This is a genomic window from Saccharopolyspora phatthalungensis (assembly GCF_014203395.1).
GTDB lineage: Bacteria > Actinomycetota > Actinomycetes > Mycobacteriales > Pseudonocardiaceae > Saccharopolyspora > Saccharopolyspora phatthalungensis.
Window position 1 is genome coordinate 4,505,621 of record NZ_JACHIW010000001.1, and the last position, 25,919, is coordinate 4,531,539.

The 25,919-nt window shown below is 66.9% G+C and carries 21 protein-coding genes and 3 rRNA genes; 20 read left to right on the forward strand and 4 right to left on the reverse strand.

Annotated features, from left to right (window positions below; genetic code table 11):
- Window positions 1-4: 4 nt before the first annotated feature.
- The 3 genes from BJ970_RS20675 to BJ970_RS20685 all read right to left on the reverse strand — a co-directional run bounded on the left by BJ970_RS20675 (window position 5) and on the right by BJ970_RS20685 (window position 2,943).
- A complete protein-coding gene (locus BJ970_RS20675; protein WP_184727761.1) occupies window positions 5-1,804 on the reverse strand; it encodes a serine/threonine-protein kinase in 1,800 nt (599 codons plus the stop codon).
- A 91-nt stretch (window positions 1,805-1,895) separates the two neighbouring features.
- Complete coding sequence (locus tag BJ970_RS20680; RefSeq protein WP_184727762.1) at window positions 1,896-2,087, reverse strand: DUF397 domain-containing protein; 192 nt, start codon at window positions 2,085-2,087, stop codon at window positions 1,896-1,898.
- Between the two features lie 10 nt (window positions 2,088-2,097).
- Window positions 2,098-2,943 carry a helix-turn-helix domain-containing protein gene (locus BJ970_RS20685; protein ID WP_246470934.1) on the reverse strand — a complete coding sequence of 282 codons (846 nt, stop codon included), beginning with the start codon at window positions 2,941-2,943 and terminating at the stop codon, window positions 2,098-2,100.
- A 126-nt stretch (window positions 2,944-3,069) separates the two neighbouring features.
- Between BJ970_RS20685 and BJ970_RS20690 the strand changes: the two genes are divergently transcribed.
- From BJ970_RS20690 to rrf, 15 genes are all read left to right on the forward strand, one after another.
- Window positions 3,070-3,384 carry a hypothetical protein gene (locus tag BJ970_RS20690; RefSeq protein WP_184727763.1) on the forward strand — a complete coding sequence of 105 codons (315 nt, stop codon included), beginning with the start codon at window positions 3,070-3,072 and terminating at the stop codon, window positions 3,382-3,384.
- Window positions 3,385-3,582: 198 nt separating this feature from the next.
- Window positions 3,583-4,611, forward strand: a complete 1,029-nt coding sequence (gene argC / locus BJ970_RS20695; protein WP_184727764.1) for an N-acetyl-gamma-glutamyl-phosphate reductase — start codon at window positions 3,583-3,585, stop codon at window positions 4,609-4,611.
- Window positions 4,608-5,012, forward strand: a complete 405-nt coding sequence (locus tag BJ970_RS20700) for an ACT domain-containing protein (protein ID WP_184727765.1) — start codon at window positions 4,608-4,610, stop codon at window positions 5,010-5,012. The genes argC and BJ970_RS20700 overlap by 4 nt, the downstream gene beginning before the upstream one ends.
- A 103-nt stretch (window positions 5,013-5,115) precedes the next feature.
- The gene (gene argJ, locus BJ970_RS20705) at window positions 5,116-6,276 is read left to right on the forward strand and encodes a bifunctional glutamate N-acetyltransferase/amino-acid acetyltransferase ArgJ (protein WP_184727766.1); all 1,161 of its coding nucleotides are present in this window, start codon (window positions 5,116-5,118) and stop codon (window positions 6,274-6,276) included.
- Window positions 6,273-7,193, forward strand: coding sequence for an acetylglutamate kinase (gene argB, locus BJ970_RS20710; protein ID WP_184727767.1), 921 nt, complete (start codon window positions 6,273-6,275; stop codon window positions 7,191-7,193). The genes argJ and argB overlap by 4 nt, the downstream gene beginning before the upstream one ends.
- Entirely contained in the window at window positions 7,193-8,383 is a 1,191-nt protein-coding gene (locus BJ970_RS20715; RefSeq protein WP_184727768.1) for an acetylornithine transaminase, read from the forward strand. Before argB ends, BJ970_RS20715 begins: the two co-directional genes overlap by 1 nt.
- On the forward strand, window positions 8,383-9,309 hold the full coding sequence (gene argF / locus BJ970_RS20720; RefSeq protein WP_184727769.1) for an ornithine carbamoyltransferase: 927 nt from the start codon (window positions 8,383-8,385) through the stop codon (window positions 9,307-9,309). The genes BJ970_RS20715 and argF overlap by 1 nt, the downstream gene beginning before the upstream one ends.
- Window positions 9,306-9,866, forward strand: coding sequence for an arginine repressor (locus BJ970_RS20725; protein WP_246471710.1), 561 nt, complete (start codon window positions 9,306-9,308; stop codon window positions 9,864-9,866). Before argF ends, BJ970_RS20725 begins: the two co-directional genes overlap by 4 nt.
- Entirely contained in the window at window positions 9,859-11,055 is a 1,197-nt protein-coding gene (locus BJ970_RS20730) for an argininosuccinate synthase (RefSeq protein WP_184727770.1), read from the forward strand. The genes BJ970_RS20725 and BJ970_RS20730 overlap by 8 nt, the downstream gene beginning before the upstream one ends.
- A gap of 86 nt (window positions 11,056-11,141) precedes the next feature.
- Window positions 11,142-12,563 carry an argininosuccinate lyase gene (gene argH / locus BJ970_RS20735; RefSeq protein WP_312864335.1) on the forward strand — a complete coding sequence of 474 codons (1,422 nt, stop codon included), beginning with the start codon at window positions 11,142-11,144 and terminating at the stop codon, window positions 12,561-12,563.
- Between the two features lie 34 nt (window positions 12,564-12,597).
- Entirely contained in the window at window positions 12,598-13,221 is a 624-nt protein-coding gene (locus BJ970_RS20740; protein WP_184727771.1) for a DNA-3-methyladenine glycosylase, read from the forward strand.
- A 33-nt stretch (window positions 13,222-13,254) separates the two neighbouring features.
- Entirely contained in the window at window positions 13,255-14,529 is a 1,275-nt protein-coding gene (tyrS, locus tag BJ970_RS20745) for a tyrosine--tRNA ligase (RefSeq protein ID WP_184727772.1), read from the forward strand.
- 616 nt (window positions 14,530-15,145) lie between these two features.
- Window positions 15,146-16,667, forward strand: a 16S ribosomal RNA gene (locus tag BJ970_RS20750).
- 213 nt (window positions 16,668-16,880) lie between these two features.
- Window positions 16,881-19,954: ribosomal RNA gene (locus BJ970_RS20755) — 23S ribosomal RNA — on the forward strand.
- Between the two features lie 131 nt (window positions 19,955-20,085).
- Window positions 20,086-20,202, forward strand: a 5S ribosomal RNA gene (gene rrf / locus BJ970_RS20760).
- Together the 16S, 23S and 5S rRNA genes form the textbook arrangement of a ribosomal RNA operon.
- Window positions 20,203-20,400: 198 nt before the next feature.
- On the opposite strand, the gene BJ970_RS20765 is transcribed toward rrf, so the two are convergent.
- Window positions 20,401-21,831 carry a hypothetical protein gene (locus BJ970_RS20765; RefSeq protein ID WP_184729420.1) on the reverse strand — a complete coding sequence of 477 codons (1,431 nt, stop codon included), beginning with the start codon at window positions 21,829-21,831 and terminating at the stop codon, window positions 20,401-20,403.
- Between BJ970_RS20765 and BJ970_RS20770 the strand changes: the two genes are divergently transcribed.
- The 5 genes from BJ970_RS20770 to BJ970_RS20790 all read left to right on the forward strand — a co-directional run bounded on the left by BJ970_RS20770 (window position 21,808) and on the right by BJ970_RS20790 (window position 25,868).
- Window positions 21,808-22,782: a tetratricopeptide repeat protein gene (locus tag BJ970_RS20770; RefSeq protein ID WP_246470935.1), complete on the forward strand. Its 975-nt coding sequence runs from the start codon at window positions 21,808-21,810 to the stop codon at window positions 22,780-22,782. The two genes, BJ970_RS20765 and BJ970_RS20770, sit on opposite strands and share 24 nt — an antisense overlap.
- Window positions 22,779-23,789 carry an HAD-IIA family hydrolase gene (locus BJ970_RS20775; RefSeq protein WP_184727773.1) on the forward strand — a complete coding sequence of 337 codons (1,011 nt, stop codon included), beginning with the start codon at window positions 22,779-22,781 and terminating at the stop codon, window positions 23,787-23,789. The genes BJ970_RS20770 and BJ970_RS20775 overlap by 4 nt, the downstream gene beginning before the upstream one ends.
- Before the next feature lie 90 nt (window positions 23,790-23,879).
- Window positions 23,880-24,119: a hypothetical protein gene (locus BJ970_RS20780; RefSeq protein WP_246470936.1), complete on the forward strand. Its 240-nt coding sequence runs from the start codon at window positions 23,880-23,882 to the stop codon at window positions 24,117-24,119.
- A 5-nt stretch (window positions 24,120-24,124) separates the two neighbouring features.
- On the forward strand, window positions 24,125-24,964 hold the full coding sequence (locus BJ970_RS20785; protein ID WP_312864336.1) for a TlyA family RNA methyltransferase: 840 nt from the start codon (window positions 24,125-24,127) through the stop codon (window positions 24,962-24,964).
- A gap of 10 nt (window positions 24,965-24,974) precedes the next feature.
- Window positions 24,975-25,868: an NAD kinase gene (locus tag BJ970_RS20790; protein ID WP_184727774.1), complete on the forward strand. Its 894-nt coding sequence runs from the start codon at window positions 24,975-24,977 to the stop codon at window positions 25,866-25,868.
- Window positions 25,869-25,919 lie beyond the last annotated feature (51 nt).

Consider the following 25,919-nt stretch of genomic DNA (forward strand, 5'->3'; position numbering starts at 1 on the left):
GGTGTCAGCGTGGACCGGTCCAGGACTGCGGGCGTTCGCGGACGGCACGCATGATCGTGAGCGCTGCGCCGACGAGCACCACGATGCAGGTGAGCACGACCGAGGTAACGAATTCGGCCGGCACTGCTTCGGCGGCGCGGGCCTGATCGTCGACGAAGTCGTACTCGGCGAAGTCGAACAGCACCGCCAGATCGACGGCCGCGCGGATCGCCAGCGCCACCGTCCAGGCGCCCAGGATCCGGATGCCGACGGCGCGCGGCGTCGCGACGATGGCGAAGAGCGAGATCGCGAAGCCGGGCACGAACAGCAGCGCCACGGCCAGGCTGGGCCAGCCGTGGGTGAACACGCTGAGCGCCACGCACCCGATGCCGCTGATCCCGGTGGTGATCGCGAGGACCCGCTGCCGCGAGCTGAGCCGCGCCACGCGGCGCGGCACCCGGATGAGGGCGAGCATCGACGCGGCGACCGGCGGGCCCCAGAAGAGCAGGTGGGCCAGGTAAAGCCGCTCGTCGGCCGGCCGGGTCAGGCCGACGAAGAAGAAACCCGCGCTCCACAGCCAGAACGGCACGCTGCCGGCGAGGACGGCCGCGACGGCGACCTGGTGGCGCCGAGAGAACAGCAGCAGTCCGGCGACCGGCAGAACCACGGCCAGCGCGGCGAGCAGTCCGAGCACGATCACCCCGGCGAGCCCGAGACCGCCGTCGGCGAACATCCCGCTGTACCCGGCGCGGGGAACGTCGGTGGCCCAGGAGGCCACGCCGACGAGGTCGGTGTTCCGCAGGCCGGTCTCCGCCACCGAGAGGCCCGGGACTCGGGTCGGGAGGAACGCGGCCTCCGTGATGTTGCTCAAAGTGAACACGCCAGGCAGGAGCTTCTGCTTGACGTCGAAGAGCTGCAGGGCGAAGCCGAGGCAGCTGGACAGGCAGATCACGCCCGCGACGATCAGCCATGGGTCGCGCTGCCGCGAGCGCCCAAGTTTGACAGTCTTCTGGCTCCCCAGGTCTGAGGTGATGGAGCTCAGCTGGGCGCGGATGCTGTCGATCGACGGCCGGTCGGCGACCTGCTTGGCCATCAGCCCTCCCAGCAGCCGGGCCAGCGCTTCGCCCGCGCGCACCGGAGCGGGTGGTTCCTCGGAGAGCACCGCTGCCAGCGAATCCCCGGCGGTGTCGCGTAGGTACGGCGATGTGCCCTCAACCGCGAAGTACAGGGTGACGCCGAGCGCCCACAGGTCGGAGGCGGACACGGCCCGTCCTCGGACGTGTTCGGGCGCCATGTAGGCGGGGGAGCCGACCATGATGCTGGACGCGGTGGCGGTGGAACCGTCGTCCAGGCGCGCGATACCGAAGTCCGTCAGCTTCACCGAACCGTCCGCGGCCACCATGATGTTGCTGGGCTTGACGTCGCGGTGCACGATGCCGAGCCGATGCGCGGCGGCCAGCACGTCCAGCACCCGCAGCCCGATCTCGGCGGTGCGGGCGGTCGGCATCGGTCCGTCGGACTCCACCAGCTCCTGCAGCGTGGTCGCTTCGACCAGCTCCATGACGATGTAGATCCGGTCGTTGGCCTCGATGGCGTCGAAGACGGTGACAGCACTCGGGTGGTTCAACTTCCCGGCGAGCCGTGCCTCCCGCAGCACCCGGGCTCGCAGCTCAGGATGGTCGGCGCCCGGTGGCAGGTGGATCTCCTTGACGGCGACGGGCCGGTCCAGCAGGTCGTCCCGGGCCCGCCACACGGTGCCCATCCCGCCCCGCCCGAGCACGGTTTCGAGGGCGAAACGCCCCGCCAACAAGTGCTCTTCGCCCACCGGAGCCCCTTTCCGCCGAACCCGAGGGGCAGATTAGCGGCACCATGATCACGTTGTCCCGGCTTTCGTCGAGCTGAGGCGACCAACCCGCCTAACGCTGCAAAGTCCGCAGGAACCGAGCGAAGGTTCCAGCATCGAAGACCAGCACCGGGCCGCCGGGATCCTTGGAGTCCCGAACCCCGACAACGGCAGACTGAACAGCCACCTCGACGCACGCGCCGCCGTTACCCTGGCTGTAGCTGGACTTGCGCCAAACGGCGGTGGAGAACTGCGGGGCGGACATCGTCCCCCCTTCAACTTGCCTGCCTGTACTTGTCGGTCACTCTATCGATGAGGCCGCGGGATTCCTCAACCGGCAGAGCTGCCAAGATCAAGCGCTCGAAAACAATGCTGTAGCGCGTGTAGTCAGCGGGCTCCCAGAGGTAGGTGGCACCGAAGAAGTCTTCCAGGTAGACAGCCGAAAGTTCCTGTTCGCGGAGCTGGAACAGCATGACGCTCGAAGTGACAGCGATTCGATTCGGAACAGCAAAGGGAAGTACTTGCAGGGTGATGTTCGGCCGTTCCGAGACCGCCAGTAGGTGTTCGAGCTGACCGAGCATGGTCTTCGTGTCGCCCTGCATTCTGTGCAGTGCAGCTTCGCTGAGCACCGCGTGGAGCTTGAGCGGACCGGCCCGCCGCGTCAGCACTTCTTGCCGCCGCAGCCTCGTTTGCACCTGGCGTTCAACGAGCCTTGGGTCAGCGGCTGGCTCCCACGCCTTGATCGTTGAGCGTGCGTAGTCCTCGGTTTGCAGAAGTCCGGTTACGAGCTCGGTCTCGTAGATCTTGATCTCCGTCGCGTCGCTCTCCAGCGCCAGGAACCGCTGGAACCAGTCCGGGACGGCGTCGCGGTGGTACATCTTCGGCCTGGATCGCTTGGGGAGGCGTTCGGCCAAGCCCAGCAAGTACTTGCGTTGTTTCGCCGTCGCGCCGTAGAAGTCGAGCAGTTGCGTGACTTCGTCCGGTTTCACGCCCTGGCTGCCGCTCTCGATCTTGCTGATCTTTGGTTGCTTGCAGCCCAGGAGGTCCGCCGCTTCAAACGTGCTTCGGTCTGCTTGTTCGCGGAGGCGGCGCAATTCGATGCCGAGCTGGATGCGCAGCATGCGTGGATCGGGTGACGAAGGCATGCGGGTCATCGTTGCAGGCCGCATCCCGCCAATGGATCACCTGATCTGGTAGCTGAATGTTGGAATCATTCCTACTACATTCGTATTCGCAATGATCGACAGATGGGAGTCGGGATGTTGGAGTCGCGTTTTTCCGTGGGGCCCTGGGGTGAGGACGAGCTTCCGGCCGTGTTGGCGGATCTGGCCGGGGCTTGCCAGCCGAAGAAGTTCGCGTTGTGTGAGGTCGAGCGCGAGGGGGACAAGATCACCGACGCGCAGGTCTACTTGTGGGGCTTGGACTTCTGTCGAGCTCCGGACGGGGATGGGCCGGGCGCGGTGTTCGTCAGCCCGCATGGCTGGACAGGTAACTCCGACTCCGCCGAGGGCGCGTTGGAGTGCTTTTCCCAGATCTGTGACCTCCGCCTGGTCTGGCTCTGAAGCGTCGTGGGCGACGGCGGATGGGCCCGGTCGGCCTGGGGGCTGCGGGCGATCGAAACGCCTCGCCCGCTTGGTCGCCCTGCGGTGGGACGATTGGGGTGAAGCGGCGGTTCGCTCCGATGCTGGCCGAACGTTGCGATCACTTCGGTGCTCGATATCTGTTTGATTGATGTTGCATCGGAGTGCATAATCATCCGTATGACGGTTCGAGTGGCTGTTGCCGGTGCGAGTGGCTACGCGGGCGGGGAACTGCTCCGCCTGCTGCTGTCGCATCCGGAAGTGGAGATCGGCACGTTGACCGCGGGCGGCAGCGCCGGCAGCAAGCTCGGGCACCATCACCCGAATCTGCTGCCGCTGTCGGGCCGCGTGCTCACCGAGACCACGACCGCCGAGCTCGCCGGACACGACGTCGTCTTCCTGGCGCTCCCGCATGGTCACTCCGCGGCCATCGCCGCCGAGCTCGGTGAGGACGTGGTCGTCATCGACTGCGGTGCCGACCACCGGCTCAACGACCCCACCGACTGGGCCCGCTGGTACGGCGGAGAGCACCCCGGGACCTGGCCGTACGGCATCCCCGAACTGCCCGGTGCCCGGGACCGCCTGCGCGGTTCCAAGCGCGTCGCCGTTCCCGGCTGCTTCCCCACGGTGTCCTCGCTGGCGCTCGTCCCCGCGATGGCCGCCGGGCTCGTCGAGCCGGACGCGGTCGTCGTCGCGGTCACCGGCACCTCCGGTGCCGGCCGCGCGCTCAAGCCGCACCTGCTCTCCGCCGAGGTGATGGGCTCGGCCAGCGTCTACGGCGTGGGCGGCGCGCACCGGCACACGCCGGAGCTGGTCCAAAACCTCAGCGCCGCGGCGGGCGAACCGGTGCGCGTGTCGTTCACCCCGGTACTCGCTCCGATGTCGCGTGGCATCCTCGCCACCTGCTCGGCTCCGCTGCGCGAGGGCACCGACGCGGACGCTGCGCGCAAGGTCTACCTCGACGCCTACGGCGACGAGCCGTTCGTGCACGTGCTGCCCGAGGGCCTCTGGCCGCAGACCTCCGCGACGCTCGGCGCGAACACCGTCCACTTGCAGCTGGCGGCCGACGCAGACGCCGGGCGATTAATCATCGTCGGCGCCGAGGACAACCTCACCAAGGGCACCGCGGGCGGCGCCGTGCAGTGCATGAACCTCGCGGTCGGGCTGCCGGAGACCGCCGGGTTGCCGACCGTCGGAGTGGCTCCATGACCGGCTTCAACCTGCGGCTGCACGCCGAGTCGTTGGCGGTCGGCATGGTCCCGGCGCACGTCAATCTGGCCCTGACCGGCGGTACCGCGCCGATCCACGGCAGCCTCACCACCGAAGCGGGCCGCACCATCGTCTTCCCGTACTCGCTGGCCGCCGAGGCCGGCCGCGACGTCCGGGTGGAGGGGCCGTTCCGGGCGCTGGCCGTCGACGGCCCGTTGGACCTTGCGTTGACCGGCATCCTGGCCCGGCTGCTGATGCCGCTGGCCGATGCCGGGATCAGCGTTTTCACCCTGTCCACGTTCGACACCGACTGGATCCTGGTCCCGGCCGACGCGGCCGAGAAGGCCGCCGACGTGCTGAACACGGCAGGACACACCGTGGACATCGAAGCGACGTCATGAGCGACGACGTCATCCGTTCCGCCCAGGCAAGCCGCCCGAGTGCGGGTGTCCCGCTAGAGATCTCGGGTGCGGGTGTCCCGCAAGATGCAGAGGAGAGCAGTCAATGAGCGTGACCGGACCTGCCGGTTTCCGGGCGGCTGGGATTGCCGCCGGGATCAAGGCCGCGGGCGCGCGCGATCTCGCGCTCGTCGTCAACGACGGGCCGCAGCAGGCCGCGGCCGGGGTGTTCACCACCAACAAGGTCAAGGCCGCGCCGGTGCTGTGGTCCCAGCAGGTGTTGACCGAGCGCAAGCTTCGCTCGGTGGTGCTCAACTCCGGCTGCGCTAACGCTTGCACCGGTCCGGAAGGCTTCCAGGACACCCACGCCACCGCGGAGAAGGTCGCCGACGTGCTCGGCGTCGGGGCCATCGAGGTGGCGGTCTGCTCCACCGGCCTGATCGGCGAGCGGTTGCCGATGGACGCCCTTCTGTCCGGTGTGGACACCGCTGCCAAGGCGCTGGACGCGACCGACCAAGCGGGCCGCGACGCGGCGACCGCGGTGCTCACCACCGACAGCAAGCCCAAGCAGGCATTCGGCAAGCACGACGCGGGCTGGTCGATCGGCGGTTTCGCCAAGGGCGCCGGGATGCTCGCCCCGAACATGGCCACCATGCTCAGCGTGCTCACCACCGACGCGGTGATCGGCGGCGACGACCTCGACGAGACGTTGCGCGCGGCCACCCGCGTCACCTTCGACCGGCTCGACGTTGACGGTGGCACTTCCACCAACGACACCGTGCTGGTGCTGGCCTCCGGCGCCTCCGGGGTCGAGCCATCCAAGCAGGAGTTCACCGAGCTGCTCACCATGGTCTGCATGGACCTGGTCCGGCAGCTGCAGGACGACGCCGAAGGCGCGACGAAGACCATCGACGTCACCGTCCGGGGCGCGGCCAGCGAGGCCGACGCGATCGCCATCGGGCGCACCATCGCCGAGGACAACCTGGTCAAGACCGCGATGTTCGGCTCCGACCCGAACTGGGGCCGGATCGCGATGGCGCTCGGCCGGGTCGACGCCGAGATCGACGTGTCCAAGCTGGAGATCGCCACCAACGGCGTCACGCTCTACGCCGACGGCACCAAGGCCCGCGACCGCAGCGAGGCCGACCTTTCCGGTCGCGCCATCGAGATCGTCGTGGACCTGCACCTCGGCGAGCACGCGGCGACCATCCTGACCACCGATCTGTCCCACGGCTACGTCGAAGAGAACAGCGCGTACTCGTCATGACCCAGCACGACGAAACCAGCGACCGGCTGGCAACCGCGGCCGAGAAGGCCAGCGTCCTCGTCGAGGCTCTTCCGTGGCTGCAGCGCTTCCACGGCGCGACCGTCGTGGTGAAGTACGGCGGCAACGCGATGATCGACGACGAGCTCAAGCGCGCCTTCGCCCAAGACATGGTGTTCCTGCGGTTCGCCGGCCTGCATCCGGTCGTCGTGCATGGCGGCGGCCCGCAGATCACCGCGATGCTCGACCGACTCGGCATGCGAGGCGAGTTCCGCGGCGGCCTGCGGGTGACCTCACCGGAGACCATGGACGTGGTGCGCATGGTGCTGGTCGGCCAGGTCGGGCGCGAGCTGGTCGGGCTGATCAACCAGCACGGACCGCTCGCGGTCGGCATGTCCGGCGAGGACGCCCAGCTGTTCACCGCCGAGCGCCGCACCGCGACCGTCAACGGTGAGGCCGTGGACGTCGGGCTCGTCGGCGACGTCGCGTCGGTCAACGCCGACGCGGTGCGCGACCTGATCAAGGCGGGCCGCATCCCGGTCGTCTCGACCGTCGCCCCCGACGCCGATGGCGTGGTGCACAACGTCAACGCCGACACCGCCGCCGGGGCGCTGGCCGTGGCGCTAGGTGCCGAGAAGCTTGTGGTGCTCACCGACGTCGAGGGCCTCTACACCAACTGGCCGGACCGCTCCTCGCTGGTGTCCCATTTGGACGCCGACCAGTTAGCGGAACTACTGCCCGGCCTGGCCTCCGGCATGGTCCCGAAGATGGAAGCATGCTTGCGCGCGGTGCGCGGCGGGGTGCCGCGGGCGCACGTCATCGACGGCCGATTAGCGCACTCGGTACTGCTGGAGGTGTTCACCAGCGCCGGAGTCGGCACGATGGTGCTGCCGGTGCAGCCAGAGGAGGGCGAGAACTGATGACCAGCAATGCCACGGGCATGCAGCGCTGGCAAGCGTCCATGATGGACAACTACGGCACCCCCAAGCTGACCTTCGTCAGCGGCTCGGGGGCCGAGCTGACCGACGCCGATGGCAAGGCCTACCTGGACTTCGTCAGCGGCATCGCGGTCAACGCGCTCGGCCACGCCCACCCCGCCGTGGTGCAGGCCGTCTCCGCGCAGATCGGCAAGCTCGGCCACGTCTCCAACCTCTACGTGCACGAGCTCGGCCTGAAGCTCGCCGAACGGCTGCTCGACCTCGCCGGCGCGACCGGCCAGGGCCGGGTGCTGTTCTGCAACTCCGGTGCCGAGGCGAACGAGACCGCGTTCAAGATCGCGCGGCTGACCGGACGGGCCAAGCTGGTCGCCACCCACGGCGGATTCCACGGCCGCACCATGGGCGCCCTCGCGCTGACCGGCCAGCCCGCCAAGCAGCAGCCCTTCGAGCCGATGCCGCCCGGCGTGGTGCACGTGCCCTACGGCGACGCCGCCGCGCTGGAGTCCGAAGTGGACGACAACACCGCGGCGGTGTTCCTGGAGCCCATTCAGGGCGAGAACGGCGTGGTCGTGCCGCCCGAGGGCTATCTGCAGGCGGCCCGGGAGATCGCTACCCGCAACGGCGCCCTGCTCGTGCTCGACGAGGTGCAGACCGGCATCGGCCGCACCGGCTCGTGGTTCGCCTTCCAACGCGCGGGCATCGCGCCCGACGTGATCACGCTGGCCAAGGGGCTCGGCGGCGGCCTGCCGATCGGCGCCTGCATCGGCATCGGTGCCGCCGGCGACCTGCTGCACCCCGGCCAGCACGGCACCACCTTCGGCGGCAACCCCGTGGTCTGCGCGGCAGCCCTGGCCGTGCTCGACACCATCGCCGCGGACGGGCTGCTCGAACACGTCGAACGGGTCGGCAAAGACCTGGTCACCGGCGTGCAGCGGCTCCGCCACCCGCTGATCGGCGAAGTGCGCGGCGCGGGCCTGCTCATCGCCATCGGCCTGACCGAACCGGTGTCGGCCAAGGTCGCCGCCGCCGCGCAGGACGCCGGTTACCTGGTCAACCCGATCCAGCCGGACGCCATCCGGCTCTGCCCGCCGCTGATCGTCCGCCCCGAGCAGGTGCAGCGACTGCTCACCGATCTGCCCGCCCTGCTCGACGCTGCCAAGGAGAACCACTGATGTCCCGGCACTTCCTCCGCGACGACGACCTCAGTCCCGACGAACAGAACGAGGTTCTCGACCTCGCCGACCAGCTCAAGGCCGACCCGTTGGGCTCCGACGCGCTGGCCGGACCCAAGTCGATCGCGGTGATCTTCGAGAAGAACTCCACCCGTACCCGGCTGTCCTTCGAGGTCGGCATCGCCCAACTCGGCGGCCATCCGATCGTCGTGGACGGGCGGATGATGCAGCTGGGCCGCGAGGAGACGATAGAGGACACCTCCCGGGTGCTCTCCCGCTACGTCGACGCGGTGGTCTGGCGGACCTTCGCGCAGGCCCGCATCGACGCCATGGCCTCGGTGTCGCGCGTGCCGGTGGTCAACGCGCTCACCGACGAGTTCCACCCCTGCCAGGTGCTCGCCGATCTGCAGACGATCCGGGAACGGCACGGCAAGCTCGCCGGGCTCACCCTGACCTATCTCGGCGACGGCGCGAACAACATGGCGCACTCGCTGATGGTCGGCGGCGTCACCGCCGGGATGCACGTCCGCATCGGCGCCCCGGAAGGGTTCCGGCCGCTGGCGTGGGTCGTGGAGGCGGCCAAGAAGCGCGCCGCCGAGACGGGCGGCTCGGTCGAGCTGTTCAACACCCCGGACGGCGCGGTCGAAGGCTCGGACGTGCTGGTCACCGACTCCTGGACCTCGATGGGGCAGGAGACCGACGGAAAAGACCGGATCAGCCCGTTCCGGCCGTTCCAGGTCAACGCCGGACTGCTGGCCGCCACCGGCAAGGCCGACACCACCGTGCTGCACTGCCTGCCCGCACACCGCGGCATGGAGATCACCGACGAGGTCATCGACGGACCGGCCAGCGCCGTGTTCGACGAGGCCGAAAACCGCCTGCACGCGCAGAAAGCGTTGCTGGCGTGGCTGGTGCGACGGCGATGACGACCCGGGTCGCGCGGCAGGCACGCATCATCGAGCTGGTCACGTCGATGGGCATCCGCAGCCAGACCGAACTGGCCAAGCTGCTCGCCGGTGACGGCATCGAGGTCACCCAGGCGACGTTGTCCCGGGATCTCGACGAACTCGGTGCGGTCAAGCTGCGGGGCGCCGACGGCGGGGCGGCGATCTACGTCATCCCCGAGGACGGCAGCCCGGTCCGCGGCGTGCAGGGCGGCACCTCGCGGCTGAGCCGACTGCTCGGCGAACTGCTCGTCGGCGCCGACGGCGCGGGCAACCTGACCGTGCTGCGCACCCCGCCGGGCGCGGCCCAGTTCCTGGCCAGCGCCATCGACCGGGCCGCGCTGCCCGAGGTGGTCGGCTCCATCGCCGGCGACGACACGGTGATGATCGTCGCCCGCGAACCGCTCACCGGTCGGCAACTGGCCGAGCGGTTCACCGACATGGCCGACGGTGGACCGCAATCCGAAGTGGATGCCGAGGCAGCTCGGTCCACGATGGAAGGCGACGAACGGACATCGAAGGAGCAGGACGATGAGTGAGCGGGTCGTGCTGGCCTACTCCGGTGGCCTGGACACATCCGTGGCCATCGGGTGGATCGCGGAGGAGACCGGAGCCGAGGTCGTGGCGGTGGCCGTCGACGTCGGCCAGGGCGGCGAGGACCTGGAGATGGTCCGCAGGCGGGCCCTGGAATGCGGCGCGGTCGAGGCCGTCGTCGCCGACGCCCGCGACGAGTTCGCCGATCAGTACTGCCTGCCCGCACTGCAGGCCAACGCGCTGTACATGGACCGCTACCCGCTGGTCTCGGCGATCTCCCGGCCGCTGATCGTCAAGCACCTCGCCGACGCCGCCAAGAAGTTCGGCGCCGACACCGTCTCTCACGGCTGCACCGGCAAGGGCAACGACCAGGTCCGCTTCGAGGTCGGCATCGGCGCGCTCGCGCCCGACCTGAAGGTCATCGCGCCGGTCCGGGACTTCGCCTGGACGCGGGAGAAGGCCATTGCCTGGGCCGAGGACCGCAAGCTGCCGATCGACGTGAGCAAGAAGTCGCCTTACTCGATCGACCAAAACGTCTGGGGCCGGGCCGTGGAGACCGGGTTCCTGGAGGACATCTGGAACGCCCCGATCGAGGACGTCTACTCCTACACCCAGGACCCGGCCGAGCCGCGCGACGCCGACGAGGTCGTCATCACCTTCGACCAGGGCGTCCCGGTGGCCATCGACGGCGAGACCGTCACCGTGCTGCAGGCCATCCAGGAACTCAACCGGCGCGCCGGCGCCCAGGGCATCGGCCGCCTAGACATGGTCGAAGACCGGCTGGTCGGCATCAAGAGCCGCGAGATCTACGAGGCGCCGGGCGCGATCGCGCTGATCACCGCGCACCAGGAGCTGGAGGACGTAACCCTGGAGCGCGACCTGGCCCGGTTCAAGCGGACGGTGTCGCAGCGCTGGGGCGAGCTGGTCTACGACGGCCTGTGGTTCTCCCCGCTGAAGGAGGCGCTGGACGCCTTCATCGCCGATTCGCAGCAGCACGTCAGCGGCGAAATCCGGATGGTCCTGCACGGCGGCCGCGCAGTGGTCAACGGTCGGCGCAGCGAGGATTCGCTGTACGACTTCAACCTCGCGACCTACGACGAGGGCGATTCGTTCGACCAGCGCCTGGCCAAGGGCTTCGTCCAGCTGTGGGGCCTGCCCAGCAAGATCGCCGCCAGGCGCGACCAGCGCCCCTGACGCCGACGAGGCGGGCGATTTCCATGGAAAACGCCCACCCCGTCACCGGATCCGACCACCACGACCACTTGACCCGAGGGAACATCGTGACGCAGCAAGGCAGCGAGCCCACCAAGCTCTGGGGCGGCCGGTTCGCCTCCGGCCCAGCCGAGGCGATGGCCGCGCTGAGCCTGTCGACCCACTTCGACTGGCGCCTGGCGCCCTACGACATCGCCGGCTCGCGCGCCCACGCCCGCGTGCTCAACCGCGCCGGATTGCTCACCGACGAGGAACTGGACCGGATGCTCGCGGGCCTGGACGTGCTGGCCGCCGACGTGGCGGCGGGCGCCTTCCAGCCGGTGATCGACGACGAAGACGTGCACACCGCCCTCGAACGCGGGCTGCTGGACCGAGTCGGCCCCGAGCTGGGCGGCAAGCTGCGCGCCGGGCGCTCCCGCAACGACCAGGTTGCCACGCTGTTCCGGATGTGGCTGCGCGACGCCAACCGCCGCGTCGTCGCCGGTGTCCTCGACGTCGTCGACGCCCTCGTCTCCCAGGCCGCCAAGCACCCCGGCGCGGTGCTGCCCGGCCGCACCCACCTGCAACACGCGCAACCGGTGCTGCTGGCGCACCACCTCCTCGCGCACTGCCAGGCGCTGCTGCGCGACGTCCAGCGCTTCCGCGACTGGGACGCCCGCACCGCCTACTCGCCCTACGGATCGGGCGCCCTCGCGGGCTCTTCGCTCGGGCTCGACCCGCAGGCCGTCGCCGCCGAACTCGGCTTCGCCGGTGCAGTCGACAACTCCATCGACGGCACCGCCTCGCGCGACTTCGCCGCCGAAGCGGCGTTCTGCCTCGCGATGCTCGGCGTGAACCTCTCGCGGATCGCCGAGGAGGTGATCATCTGGAACACGGCCGAATTCGGCTACGTGACCCTCGACGACGCCTGGGCCACCGGCAGTTCGATCATGCCGCAGAAGAAGAATCCGGATGTCGCCGAGCTGGCTCGCGGCAAGTCCGGGCGGCTCATCGGCAACCTCAGCGGCCTGCTGGCGACGCTGAAGGCGCAACCGCTGGCCTACAACCGGGACCTGCAGGAGGACAAGGAACCGGTCTTCGACTCCGTCGAGCAGCTGGAACTGCTGCTGCCGGCGATGGCGGGCATGCTCGGCACCCTGACTTTCCACACCGAACGACTGGCGGAGCTCGCGCCCGCGGGCTTCACGCTCGCCACCGACATCGCGGAGTGGTTGGTGCGGCAGGGAGTTCCGTTCCGGGTCGCGCACGAGGCGTCGGGGGAATGTGTGCGCACCGCCGAGGCCCGCGGCGTCGGCCTGGAGGATCTGACCGACCAGGAGCTCGCGGCGGCCAATCCGGCGCTCACCCCGCAAGTGCGCGAAGTGCTTACCGTCGAAGGCTCGATCTCCTCGCGCGACGCGCACGGCGGCACGGCCCCGAACCGGGTCGCCGAGCAGCGCGAACGCGTCGTCGCCGGAGTGCGGGAACATCGCGAATGGTCGTCTAAGTGATCACTTTTTGGCCACCACCGGTAGTGTCGTGCATGTGAGCCAGGTGACACGCGACGAACTCGCCCTTGATCCGCTGTGGGTTGCCCGCCGTCTGCTCGGCTGCGAGCTGAGATCGACTAGCCCCCAGGGTGAGGTCTGCGTGCGGCTGGTCGAGGTGGAGGCATACCGCGGTTTGGACGACCCCGCGTCGCACTGCTATCGCGGACGCACCGAACGCAACGCGGTGATGTTCGGCCCGGCAGGCCACCTCTACGTGTACTTCGTCTACGGGATGCACTTCTGCATGAACGTGGTGTGCCTGAGCGACGGCGTCCCCGGCGCGGTGCTGTTGCGCGCCGGGGAGGTCACCACCGGCCGCGAGCTCGCCCGCTCCCGGCGACCGGCGGTCCGCAAGGCCGTCCAGCTCGCCAGCGGGCCCGCCCGGCTGGCCGGGGTGCTCGGCATCACCCGCGAGCACAACGGCGTCGACCTCACGGACCCCGAATCCCCGATCCGGCTGTACAACGGCACGCCGGTCGGCGAGGACGACATCCGCAGCGGGCCACGCGTCGGCGTGGCCGCCGCGAAGGATCTGCCCTGGCGGACCTGGATTGACGGCTCCTCGGCGGTCAGCTCCTACCGGCGTGGCGGCCGTCGCCGCATCCAGGCCCGGACGTGAACCCGGTTGTGGGGATGCGCGAAACTGAACCGCGTGAGTGAGCACATCCTTGACGAGCTGACCTGGCGCGGGCTGATCGCGCAATCCACCGACCTCGACTCGATGCGGCGGGAACTCGACGATGGACCGCTCACCCTGTATGCCGGTTTCGACCCGACCGGACCCAGCCTGCACGCCGGGCACCTGATCCCGATCCTGACCCTGCGCCGCTTCCAGCAGGCCGGACACCGGCCGGTGGTCCTCGCCGGCGGCGCCACCGGCCTGATCGGCGACCCGCGCGATGTCGGTGAGCGCAACCTGCACGACGAGAACACCGTGCTGGAGTGGACCGAGAAGATCCGTGCCCAATTGGCCACGTTCGTCGACTTCGACGACTCGCCGACCGGCGCGATCATGGAGAACAACGCGCACTGGACGGCCGATCTGCCGGTCACGGCTTACCTGCGGGACATCGGCAAGCACTTCTCGATCAACACGATGCTGGCCCGGGAGACCGTCAAGCGGCGGCTGGAAACCGACGGCATGTCCTACACCGAGTTCAGCTACATGCTGCTGCAGGCCAACGACTACGTGCAGCTGTACCGCAGGTATGGCACCCGGCTCCAGCTCGGCGGCTCCGACCAGTGGGGCAACATCATCGCGGGTGTCGACCTGATCCGGAAGCAGGAGTCGGTCGCGGCGCACGCGCTGACCCTGCCGCTCGTCACCGACTCGGAGGGCCGCAAGTTCGGCAAGTCCACCGGCGGCGGCAACGTCTGGCTGGACGCGACGATGACCTCGCCGTACGCCTGGTACCAGTACTTCGTCAATGCGGCCGACGCCGACGTCGCCAAGTACTTGCGGCTGTTCACCTTCCTCGACCGCGAGGAGATCGAAGAGCTGGCGCGGACCACGACGGAGCGACCCCAGCTGCGGGCCGGTCAGCGCAGGCTCGCCGAGGAACTGACCACGCTCGTGCACGGCGCGGACCAGACCCGCAAGGTCATCGCGGCAAGCCAGGCGCTGTTCGGCAAGGGCGAGATCACCGAACTTGACGAGGCCACCCTGGACGCCGCGATGGCCGAGGTGCCGATCGCGGACATCCGGCTCGCCGACGGCCCAACGGTGGTGGACCTGCTCGTCGAAACCGGTCTCGCGGCCGGCAAGGGCGCGGCGCGGCGCACCATCAAGGAGGGCGGCGCATACGTCAACAACGGCAAAATCGCTGATGAGGAGTGGTCGCCCAGCAAGGACGACCTGCTGCACGGCCGCTGGTTGGTAATTCGCCGTGGCAAGCGTCACACTGCGGGCGTTCGGGTCGTGCACTAGCCTGGAATCAGCACCGGAAAGGGGCGTTGAGCTGCGCGTTCGGTTCCTGCCGGTGCTGATTCGAGCCGATTTGACTTGACGCGGATCAGCGCGTAACTTATTTCGAGTCAGCGCGGAACGGGCCGATGAAAAACGGACCGGGCACTGACACGGGAGTCGCGAACCAAGCTCTTACCTCCGGGTGATAGAGTGGGCGCCCCGAACGGGAAATCGAAATTCGCTTGCCGGGCTTGAGTGTCCGGAGGACGAGGATGCGGTTTCCGCTCAGATCTTTGATACAACGGTGCTTGGCTGCGGCCGGGTGGAATAGCGAGCCGAAATTCGGCGGCGAGCCGGCGGGGGTGACCCCCTGGCAGAGTCGAAAAAAGGCCTGCTACTCTGGTCAACAGCAAAAGCGCAAAAGGAAATGCTCCCCGGAGCTGCGGGTCCCTGGAATGGGGGTCTGGGTGATGGTGTGGGTGTGTTCTTTGAGAACTCAACAGCGGACTGTTTTGGTTAGTGTTCTTTTATGCCCCTGACCACATGGTTGTGTGGTTGGTGGTTTCTTTGAGTATGGCGCTCTGGTTCCTGGTTTCGGGGATTGTTTGAGTGTCTGCTGGGATTGTTTCAACAGGCATTGTTGGAGAGTTTGATCCTGGCTCAGGACGAACGCTGGCGGCGTGCTTAACACATGCAAGTCGAACGCTGAAGCACTTTCGGGTGTGGATGAGTGGCGAACGGGTGAGTAACACGTGGGTAATCTGCCCTGCACTCTGGGATAAGCCTTGGAAACGGGGTCTAATACCGGATATGACATTGGATCGCATGGTCTGGTGTGGAAAGTTCCGGCGGTGCAGGATGAGCCCGCGGCCTATCAGCTTGTTGGTGGGGTGATGGCCTACCAAGGCGACGACGGGTAGCCGGCCTGAGAGGGTGACCGGCCACACTGGGACTGAGACACGGCCCAGACTCCTACGGGAGGCAGCAGTGGGGAATCTTGCGCAATGGGCGAAAGCCTGACGCAGCAACGCCGCGTGGGGGATGACGGCCTTCGGGTTGTAAACCTCTTTCGACATCGACGAAGCCTTCGGGTGACGGTAGGTGTAGAAGAAGCACCGGCTAACTACGTGCCAGCAGCCGCGGTAATACGTAGGGTGCGAGCGTTGTCCGGATTTATTGGGCGTAAAGAGCTCGTAGGCGGTTTGTCGCGTCGGCCGTGAAAACCTGCAGCTTAACTGTGGGCTTGCGGTCGATACGGGCAGACTTGAGTTCGGTAGGGGAGACTGGAATTCCTGGTGTAGCGGTGAAATGCGCAGATATCAGGAGGAACACCGGTGGCGAAGGCGGGTCTCTGGGCCGATACTGACGCTGAGGAGCGAAAGCGTGGGGAGCGAACAGGATTAGATACCCTGGTAGTCCACGCCGTAAACGTTGGGCGCTAGGTGTGGGGATGGGTTCCACTGTTTCCGTGCCGTAGCTAACGCATTAAGCGCCCCGCCTGGGGAGTACGGCCGCAAGGCTAAAACTCAAAGGAATTGACGGGGGCCCGCACAAGCGGCGGAGCATGTGGATTAATTCGATGCAACGCGAAGAACCTTACCTGGGTTTGACATGCACTAGATGGCCTCAGAGATGGGGTTTCCCTTGTGGTTGGTGTACAGGTGGTGCATGGCTGTCGTCAGCTCGTGTCGTGAGATGTTGGGTTAAGTCCCGCAACGAGCGCAACCCTTGCCCTATGTTGCCAGCGGGTTATGCCGGGGACTCGTGGGGGACTGCCGGGGTCAACTCGGAGGAAGGTGGGGATGACGTCAAGTCATCATGCCCCTTATGCCCAGGGCTTCACACATGCTACAATGGCTGGTACAGAGGGTGGCGATATCGTGAGGTGGAGCGAATCCCTTAAAGCCGGTCTCAGTTCGGATCGGGGTCTGCAACTCGACCCCGTGAAGTCGGAGTCGCTAGTAATCGCAGATCAGCAGTGCTGCGGTGAATACGTTCCCGGGCCTTGTACACACCGCCCGTCACGTCATGAAAGTCGGTAACACCCGAAGCCCATGGCCTAACCTTTGTGGGGGGAGTGGTCGAAGGTGGGACTGGCGATTGGGACGAAGTCGTAACAAGGTAGCCGTACCGGAAGGTGCGGCTGGATCACCTCCTTTCTAAGGAGCAATAACACTCTGACTCCTGTGGGGTTGGGAGTGTCCATGGTTTGGAAGCGAATGTTTTCCGCTGTGGGTGCTCGATGGATTGTGGAACACACTAACGTCAACAAGACAGTTCGCTGTTGGGTGTCTGAGGGAGCACATTGTGTGTGTTTTCTTGTGTGTTTGGTTGTTGTTTGAGAACTGTATAGTGGGTGCGAGCATCTTTGTGGCCAAGTTGTGTAGGGCACATGGTGGATGCCTTGGTACCAGGGGCCGATGAAGGACGTGGGAGACTGCGATAGTCCTCGGGGAGTTGTCAACCGAGCTGTGATCCGAGGGTGTCCGAATGGGGTAACCCAGCCCGGGTGATGTCGGGTTACCAATGCCTGAATGTATAGGGTGTTGGGGGGAACGCGGGGAAGTGAAACATCTTAGTACCCGTAGGAAGAGAAAACACTGGTGATTCCGTGAGTAGTGGCGAGCGAAAGCGGAGGAGGCTAAACCGTGCGCGTGGGATACCTGGTAGGGGTTGCGTGTGCGGGGTTGTGGGACGCTGCTGGAAGACGCTACCGAGTCTTCAGCGTTGTTGTGTGGGTTAGTCGAATGGTTTGGGATAGCCGGCCGTAGTGGGTGAGAGTCCCGTAGGCGAAAATCTGCATGGCGCGTGTGGTGGTGTTCCCGAGTAGCAGCGCTTTCGTGGAGGGTGTTGTGAATCTGGCGGGACCACTCGCTAAGCCTAAATACCCCCTGGTGACCGATAGTGGATAGTACCGTGAGGGAATGGTGAAAAGTACCCCGGGAGGGGAGTGAAAGAGTTCCTGAAACCGTGTGCCTGCAAACCGTCAGAGCCTTCGGGTGATGGCGTGCCTTTTGAAGAATGAGCCTGCGAGTTACTGCTGCGTGGCGAGGTTAACCTGTGTGTGGGGTAGCCGGAGCGAAAGCGAGTCTGAAGAGGGCGTTTTAGTCGCGTGGTGTAGACCCGAAGCGGGGTGATCTACCCATGGCCAGGGTGAAGCGCGGGTAAGACCGTGTGGAGGCCCGAACCCACCAGGGTTGAAAACCTGGGGGATGAGTTGTGGGTAGGGGTGAAAGGCCAATCAAACTCCGTGATAGCTGGTTCTCCCCGAAATGCATTTAGGTGCAGCGTTGCGTGGTTGCTTGGGTGGGGTAGAGCACTGGTTGGTTGATGGGCCTTCGCGGGTTACTGAGATCAGCCAAACTCCGAATACGCCTGAGTTGAGCGTGGCAGTGAGACGGCGGGGGAGAAGCTTCGTCGTCGAGAGGGAAACAGCCCAGAGCATCGGCTAAGGCCCCTAAGTGTGCGCTTAGTGGGAAAGGATGTGGGATCGCTGAGACAACCAGGAGGTTGGCTTAGAAGCAGCCATCCTTGAAAGAGTGCGTAATAGCTCACTGGTCAAGTGGTCCTGCGCCGACAATGTAGCGGGGCTGAAGCGCACCGCCGAAGCCATGCCAACTGTGTGGTGACATATGGTTGGGTAGGGGAGCGTCCTGCATGCGGTGAAGCGCCGGCGTGAGCCAGGTGTGGAGTGTGTGGGAGTGAGAATGCAGGCATGAGTAGCGAGTGCAGAGTGAGAATCTCTGCCGCCGGATGACTAAGGGTTCCTGGGGAAGGTTCGTCCGCCCAGGGTGAGTCGGGGCCTAAGGCGAGGCCGACAGGCGTAGTCGATGGATAACGGGTTGATATTCCCGTACCCGTGTTGATGCGTCCATAGCGAATCCTTTGATACTAACCATCCTGGTGTGTGTTGATCCTTTGGGTGATGTGCATGCTGGCATGGGGCCTGATGGGGTAGTAGTTAAGTGATGGGGTGACGCAGGAGGGTAGCTCTGCCAGTGAGTGGTTGTACTGGTGTAAGCCTGTAGCCCGGTGTGTAGGTAAATCCGCATGCCGTAAGGGGTGAGGGGTGATGCGTAGCCGTGGTGGTGAAGTGAGTGATCCCATGCTGTCGAGAAAAGCCTCTAGCGAGTGTCTTCACGGCCCGTACCCGAAACCGACACAGGTGGTCAGGTAGAGTATACCGAGGCGGTCGGGTGAACTGTGGTTAAGGAATTCGGCAAATTGCCCCCGTAACTTTGGGAGAAGGGGGGCCGCTGCTGGTGAACGCCCTTGCGGTGGGAGCTGGTGGTGGTCGCAGAGGCCAGGGAGAAGCGACTGTTTACTAAAAACACAGGTCCATGCGAAGCCGTAAGGCGATGTATATGGACTGACGCCTGCCCGGTGCTGGAACGTTAAGAGGACCCGTGAACCTGTAAGGGTGTAGCGGAGAATTTAAGCGCCAGTAAACGGCGGTGGTAACTATAACCATCCTAAGGTAGCGAAATTCCTTGTCGGGTAAGTTCCGACCTGCACGAATGGCGTAACGACTTCTCCGCTGTCTCGACCACAGGCCCGGTGAAATTGCAGTACGAGTAAAGATGCTCGTTTCGCGCGGCAGGACGGAAAGACCCCGGGACCTTTACTATAGCTTGGTATTGGTGTTTGGTTCGGCTTGTGTAGGATAGGTGGGAGACTGTGAAGCTATGACGCTAGTTGTGGTGGAGTCGTTGGTGAAATACCACTCTGGTCGTTCCGGGCATCTAACTCGGGTCCGTGATCCGGATCGGGGACAGTGCCTGGTGGGTAGTTTAACTGGGGCGGTTGCCTCCTAAAGGGTAACGGAGGCGCCCAAAGGTTCCCTCAGCCTGGTTGGCAATCAGGTGTTGAGTGTAAGTGTATAAGGGAGCTTGACTGTGAGACTGACGGGTCGAGCAGGTGCGAAAGCAGGGACTAGTGATCCGGCACTGGCTGGTGGAAGCGGTGTCGCTCAACGGATAAAAGGTACCCCGGGGATAACAGGCTGATCTTGCCCAAGAGTCCATATCGACGGCATGGTTTGGCACCTCGATGTCGGCTCGTCGCATCCTGGGGCTGGAGTTGGTCCCAAGGGTTGGGCTGTTCGCCCATTAAAGCGGCACGCGAGCTGGGTTTAGAACGTCGTGAGACAGTTCGGTCCCTATCCGCCGCGCGCGTAGGAGACTTGCGGAAGGCTGTCCCTAGTACGAGAGGACCGGGACGGACGTACCTCTGGTGTGCCAGTCGTTCTGCCAAGGGCGTGGCTGGTTGGCTATGTGCGGGAGGGATAACCGCTGAAAGCATCTAAGCGGGAAGCCTGTTCCTAGATGAGGTCTCCCACCCCTTTGTGGGTTAAGGCCCCCGAGAGATGATCGGGTTGACAGGCCAGGTGTGGAAGCGCGGTAACGTGTGGAGCTGACTGGTGCTGATAGGCCGAGGACTTGTTCACAAAGATTGCTACGCACCCACTATACGGTGTCTGAGACAACAATCAGACACGTTGGTAATCGAAGATGGTTTTGTGTCATTGATTCTGGCACCCGAGGTTTTCCCGCTGCTTGTGGTGGTGGGGTGTGGGTTGTCGGTGGCGATGGCGGGGAGGGTCCGCCCGGTCCCATTCCGAACCCGGTAGCTAAGCTCCCCAGCGCTGATGGTACTGCACTCGACAGGGTGTGGGAGAGTAAGACACCGCCGACACACAACTAAGAAGGGGGCCGACCGGACCCGTCCTTGCGGGACGGAATTCCGGTCGGCCCCCTTCGTTTTGTCCATACGCTGCGTTTTATCGCAAACGCAGTACGTTCCACGCGACTTGTCCCCGCTCACATCAGGGAGCGCCCGCCGCGACCCGCCATCTGGTGGGACTACGCTGGTGGGGACTTCAGTATTTCTGCTTCAGGAGGTTCGGTGTCCGGTTCCGACGACAGGCGCGGCGGTCCTCGCCGCGGGGCCGGTGCCGGCCGCGGCGGCCAGGGTGGCCGCGGGAATTTCGATCGCCGCGGTTCCTACGGCGGTCCGCGCCGGGACCGCGACGGCGGCGGCCCGCGCCGCTTTGGCGACCGCGACAACCGCGGTGACCGCGACAACCGCGGCTACCGCAACGATCGTGACGATCGCAATCGCGACGATCGCAATCGCGACGACCGCAATCGCGACGACCGCAACCGGGATGACCGGGGAGGTCGCGAGAACTTCGGTGGGCGCGACCGATTCCGGGGCCAGGGCGGGCAAGACCGCCGTTCCGGTGGTTACCGAGACGACCGCGGTGGGTTCCGGCGCGATGACCGCCGTGATGACCGTCCGCGTCGCGATGACTTCCGGCAGGGTGATCGGCCTCGGGACGATCGTGGTGGGTTCCGCCGTGATGACCGTCGGGACGACCGGAGTCGTGACAACCGGAATCGCGATGATCGCGGGCGTGGTGACTTCCGCCGTGACGACCGTCCGCGTCGCGACGACCGTCCGCGCCGTGATGACCGGGGGCGGGACCTTCGTGGTGGCTTCCGCCGCGACGACCGGAATCGCGATGACCGGGGGCGCGGTGACTTCCGCCGCGACGATCGCCCGCGTCGTGACGATTTCCGGCAGGGTGATCGGCCTCGGGACGATCGTGGTGGGTTCCGCCGTGATGACCGTCGGGACGACCGGAGTCGTGACAACCGGAATCGCGATGATCGCGGGCGTGGTGACTTCCGCCGTGACGACCGTCCGCGTCGTGATGATTTCCGGCAGGGTGATCGGCCGCGTCGCGACGACCGTCCGCGCCGTGATGACCGGGGGCGGGACGATCGTGGTGGCTTCCGCCGCGACGACCGGAATCGCGATGATCGCGGGCGCGGTGACTTCCGGCGCGATGACCGGCGCGGCGGGTACGGGCGGCGCGACGACCGGCCGGGCAAACCCCGCTACGACGACCGGCCGGGCAAACCCCGTTACGACGACCGTCGACGCGATGACCGGCCCCGCGACGACCGGCGTCGGGACGACCGGCCTCGCCGGGACGATCGCCGCGATGACCGGCGTAGCGATGACCGGTCGCGTCCGCAGGGCGGGCGTTTCGACCGGGACCGGGGCGGTCGTCCGGATCGGGACCACCGCGGCGGCGACCGTCGTGGCGGCGGGCAACGCGACAGCGGCCGACGGGACCGCGGGGGCTACAGGCACGACTCGCCGCGACCGGAATCGCGCGATGAGGCGGCCGTCGAGTCGGCGGCGAAGCAAGAGCCCCAGCTGCCCGAGGGCCTGGAGCCCTCGGAGCTGGACATCGAGATCCGCCGCGAGCTGCTGACGCTGCCCAAGGGCTTGGCCGACAAGGTTGCGCTGCACCTGGTCGCCTCCGGCCAGCTGATCGACTCCGAGCCGGAGCGCGCCCTTGAACACGCGCGCTACGCGCGGCAGCGGGCTCCGCGCATTCCTTCGGTGCGCGAAGCCAACGGCCTCACCGCCTACCTGGTGGGCGAGTGGAACGAGGCGCTGGCGGAGCTGCGCGCCGTCCGGCGGATGGCCGGTGGCCCCGGCCACCTGGCGATCATGGCCGACTGCGAGCGAGCCATGGGGCGGCCGGAGCGCGCGGTCGAGCTCAGCCGCAGCGAAGAAGCCACCCAGCTCGACCAGGAGGATGCGGTCGAGCTGCGCATCGTCGCCGCCGGCGCCCGCCGAGACCTCGGCGAGATCGATGCCTCCGTGGTGAGCCTGCAGATCCCGGAGCTCGACCCGAAGCGCCAGGAACCGTGGAGCGCGCGCCTCTTCTACGCCTACGCCGACAACCTGCTGGCCGCCGGGCGGGAGCGCGACGCCTTCACCTGGTTCGTGCACGCCGCGCACGCCGATGACGAGGACGAGACCGACGCCGCGGAGCGTCTGGAGGAACTCGCCGAGAAGCTGGGTGGCCCGGACGTGGTCGAGGAGCTCGTCACCGAGGCCGAAACCGCAGCCGAGGTCGGCGACGACGTTGACGAAGACGACGTTGACGAAGACGACATTGACGACGAATTCGACGACGATGACGACATTGGCGACGAATTCGATGACGACGTCGACGACGACGAGTTCGACGATGAGGCCGCCGAGGTGGACGACGACTTCGATGATCTCGACGGTGAACCCGACGAGCGGCTCGAAGACGAAGCCGAAGCCGACGACGCGGGCACGGAGCCGGAGACGTCCGTCGACGCCGACACCGAAGCGGCCGATTCCGACGACGCCGGACAAGTGGCCACCTCGGACGCCACCGAAACCGGTGCGGGCAATGTAGGAGGAGGCGCGCGGGCGCAGTGAGCGGCACGCTTCTCGATGGCCATGATGTCGTGCTGCTCGACCTCGACGGCACGGTGTTTCGCGGCGGCGAACTCGTTCCCGGTGCACTGGAGGCGATCCAGGAGGTGCACCGGGTCGGTGTTCCGGTCCGGTACGTGACCAACAACGCGTCCAAACCGGACCAGGCCGTCGCCGATCACCTCGTCGGTCTCGGCCTCAACGCGGAGCGGACCGAGGTGAGCACCAGCGCCCAGGCAGGTGCCGCCGTGTTGGCCGAGAAGTTGCCGCCCGGATCGAAGGTGCTCGTCGTCGGCGCCCCCGCGCTGGAGTCCGAAGTGGACAAAGCGGGGCTGGTTCCTGTCGGCGAGTTCGCTGACGAGCCCGTCGCTGTCGTGCAGGGGCTTTACACCGAGATCGCGTACCGCAACCTCGCCGAAGCCTGCTTGGCGATCCGCGCGGGCGCGCTGTGGGTTGCGTGCAACGGCGATCGCACCCTGCCGACCGAGCGCGGCCTGGCGCCCGGTAACGGTGCGCTCGTCGCGCTCCTGCAGGCGGCCACCGATCAGGATCCGTTGGTGGCGGGAAAACCGGAGCGGCCGCTGCTGGACCGGGCGGTCGCTTCAGCCGGGGCCGAGGCGCCACTGATGGTCGGCGACCGGCTCGACACCGACATCGCGGGCGCGGTCAACGCCGGAATGCCCTCGCTCATGGTGCTGACCGGCGTCAGCACGGCGCGGGACCTGCTCGAAGCCACGGCCGAACTGCGACCGGACTTCGTCGGTGCCGATCTGCGGGCACTGCACCAGTCGCCGAGCGAGGTCGCGATCGGCGAACAGTCGACGTGGCAGGTACGGGTCGACAGCGACTCGCTGGAGCTGACCACTCAGACCGGAGAACAGCCGGGCGATGCGGTTTCTGCCCTTCGCGCGCTGTGCGCGGCTTGGTGGGCGACGGCGTCTGGGCCGGTCGCCGTGCACGGAGGCGACTGGCACTCGCAAGACGTGCTGCGGCAGCTCGGCTTGGCCTGACCTGCGCATGTCGTGATGTCGCTGTCGCGGCGTTCCGCTAGCGTGGACACGTTGCCGCTGCAGCGGCGTGATCGATGGGAGCAGGAGCGGATGACCTCTCCGTGGCAGCAGGAGCCGCAGGCACCGAATCCCGCGATGCTGGCGCGTACCGCCGACGACGGTCAGTCGGCGATCGACGCCATCGCGGCGGCCGTGGCCAAGCTCGATGAGGTGCGGGAGCTGCCGGTGGCCGAGCACGTCGAGCGGTTCGAGGCGGTGCACGCCGCGCTCACCGACGCGCTGTCGAAGGCCGACAACCTCCTCTCCGGAACGAGTGCACACAGGAGCTGACGGTAGTGCCACGCAAGGCGCGGTTGGATGCCGAACTGGTTCGTCGCGGGCTCGCCCGATCCCGCGAACACGCCACGGAACTGGTCGCCGCGGGCCGGGTGAGCGTGCGCGGCATGGTGGCCCAGAAGTCCGCCACCGCAATTGAGATCGACGCGCCGGTCGTGGTCGCCGAGGACGTCGACGATCCGGGCTGGGCGTCGCGCGGCGCTCACAAGCTGGTCGGTGCGTTAGAGACGTTCGAGCCCGCCGGGCTGACCGTCGCCGACCGGCGCTGCCTGGACGCGGGCGCATCCACGGGCGGGTTCACCGACGTGCTGCTGCGCCGGGGAGCGCGCGAGGTGGTGGCGGTCGACGTCGGATACGGCCAGCTGGTCTGGAAGCTGCAGACCGATGACCGGGTGCGGATCCACGACCGGACGAACGTGCGGTCGCTGGCGCCCCGGGACATCGGTGGCCAGGTGGATCTGGTGGTGGCCGACCTGTCCTTCATCTCGCTGAAGCTGGTGCTGCCCGCGCTGGTCGACTGCGCCACCTCGGAATCCGATCTGGTGCCAATGATCAAACCGCAATTCGAGGTGGGCAAACAGCGGCTAGGCTCGGGTGGCGTGGTACGCGATCCCGAGTTGCGGGCCGAAGCGGTCCTGGAGGTCGTGCGGTTCGCCGCCGAGCACGGGCTGGGCCTGCGCGGTGTCGTGGCCAGTCCGCTGCCCGGCCCGTCCGGGAACGTCGAATACTTCGCCTGGCTGCGTCCGGGCGAGGAGACCGACGCATCGGCGGCGGAAGCGCTCGTGGTGGACGCGGTTCGGCAGGGGCCGCAGACTTCAGTCAAAGGCTCGCACCGGTGAAGGAGTCCAGTTGACCCGAGAGGTGCTGCTGGTGGTGCACACCGGCAGGCAGCACAACATGCGCACTGCCGAGAAGGTCGCCGGCCAGCTCATCGGCGCGGGCATTCGGGTGCGGGTGCTCGCCGAAGAGGCGACGGAACTGAACCCCGACTGCTACCTCCAGGTGGTCGAGCCCGGCCCGGAGGCCGCGGCCGGCACCGAGCTCGTTCTGGTGCTGGGCGGCGACGGAACCCTGTTGCGCGCGGCCGAACTCGCGCGGCTGGCCGACGTGCCGGTCTTCGGGGTGAACCTAGGCCGGGTCGGTTTCCTGGCCGGGGCGGATTCCGATGCGCTCGACGAAGCGGTGGCCGCCGTCGTCGAATCCCGGTACTTCGTCGAGGAGCGGATGACCATCGAGGTCACCGCGAAGCTCGACGGCGACGTCCTGGCCCGCACCTGGGCGCTCAACGAGGCGAGCGTCGAGAAGAGCAGCCGGGAGCGGATCCTGGACCTGGTGGTGGAGGTCGACGGCCACCCGGTGTCGGCGTTCGGTTGCGACGGCGTGCTGTGCTCCACCCCAACCGGGTCGACGGCGTACGCGTTCTCCGCGGGTGGCCCCGTGGTGTGGCCGGAGGTGCAGGCGCTGCTGGTCGTGCCGAGCAACGCGCATGCGCTGTTCGCCCGCCCGCTGGTGGTGTCGCAGAAGTCGTTGGTCGCATTGGAGATCGACCAGCACGGCCACCACGCGGTGCTGTTCTGCGACGGGCAGCGCCAGTTCGACCTGCCGCCGGGGGCGCGCGTCGAGGTGGTCGCCGGTGCCGCGCCGCTGCGCCTCGTCCGGCTGCACGACACCGCGTTCACCGATCGCCTGGTCCGCAAGTTCGAGCTGCCGGTCCAGGGCTGGCGAGGCCCCGCCACAACTTGACGACCGGGTCTTACGCAAAACGACCGGGCACCCTTCTCTCGCGCTGATCAC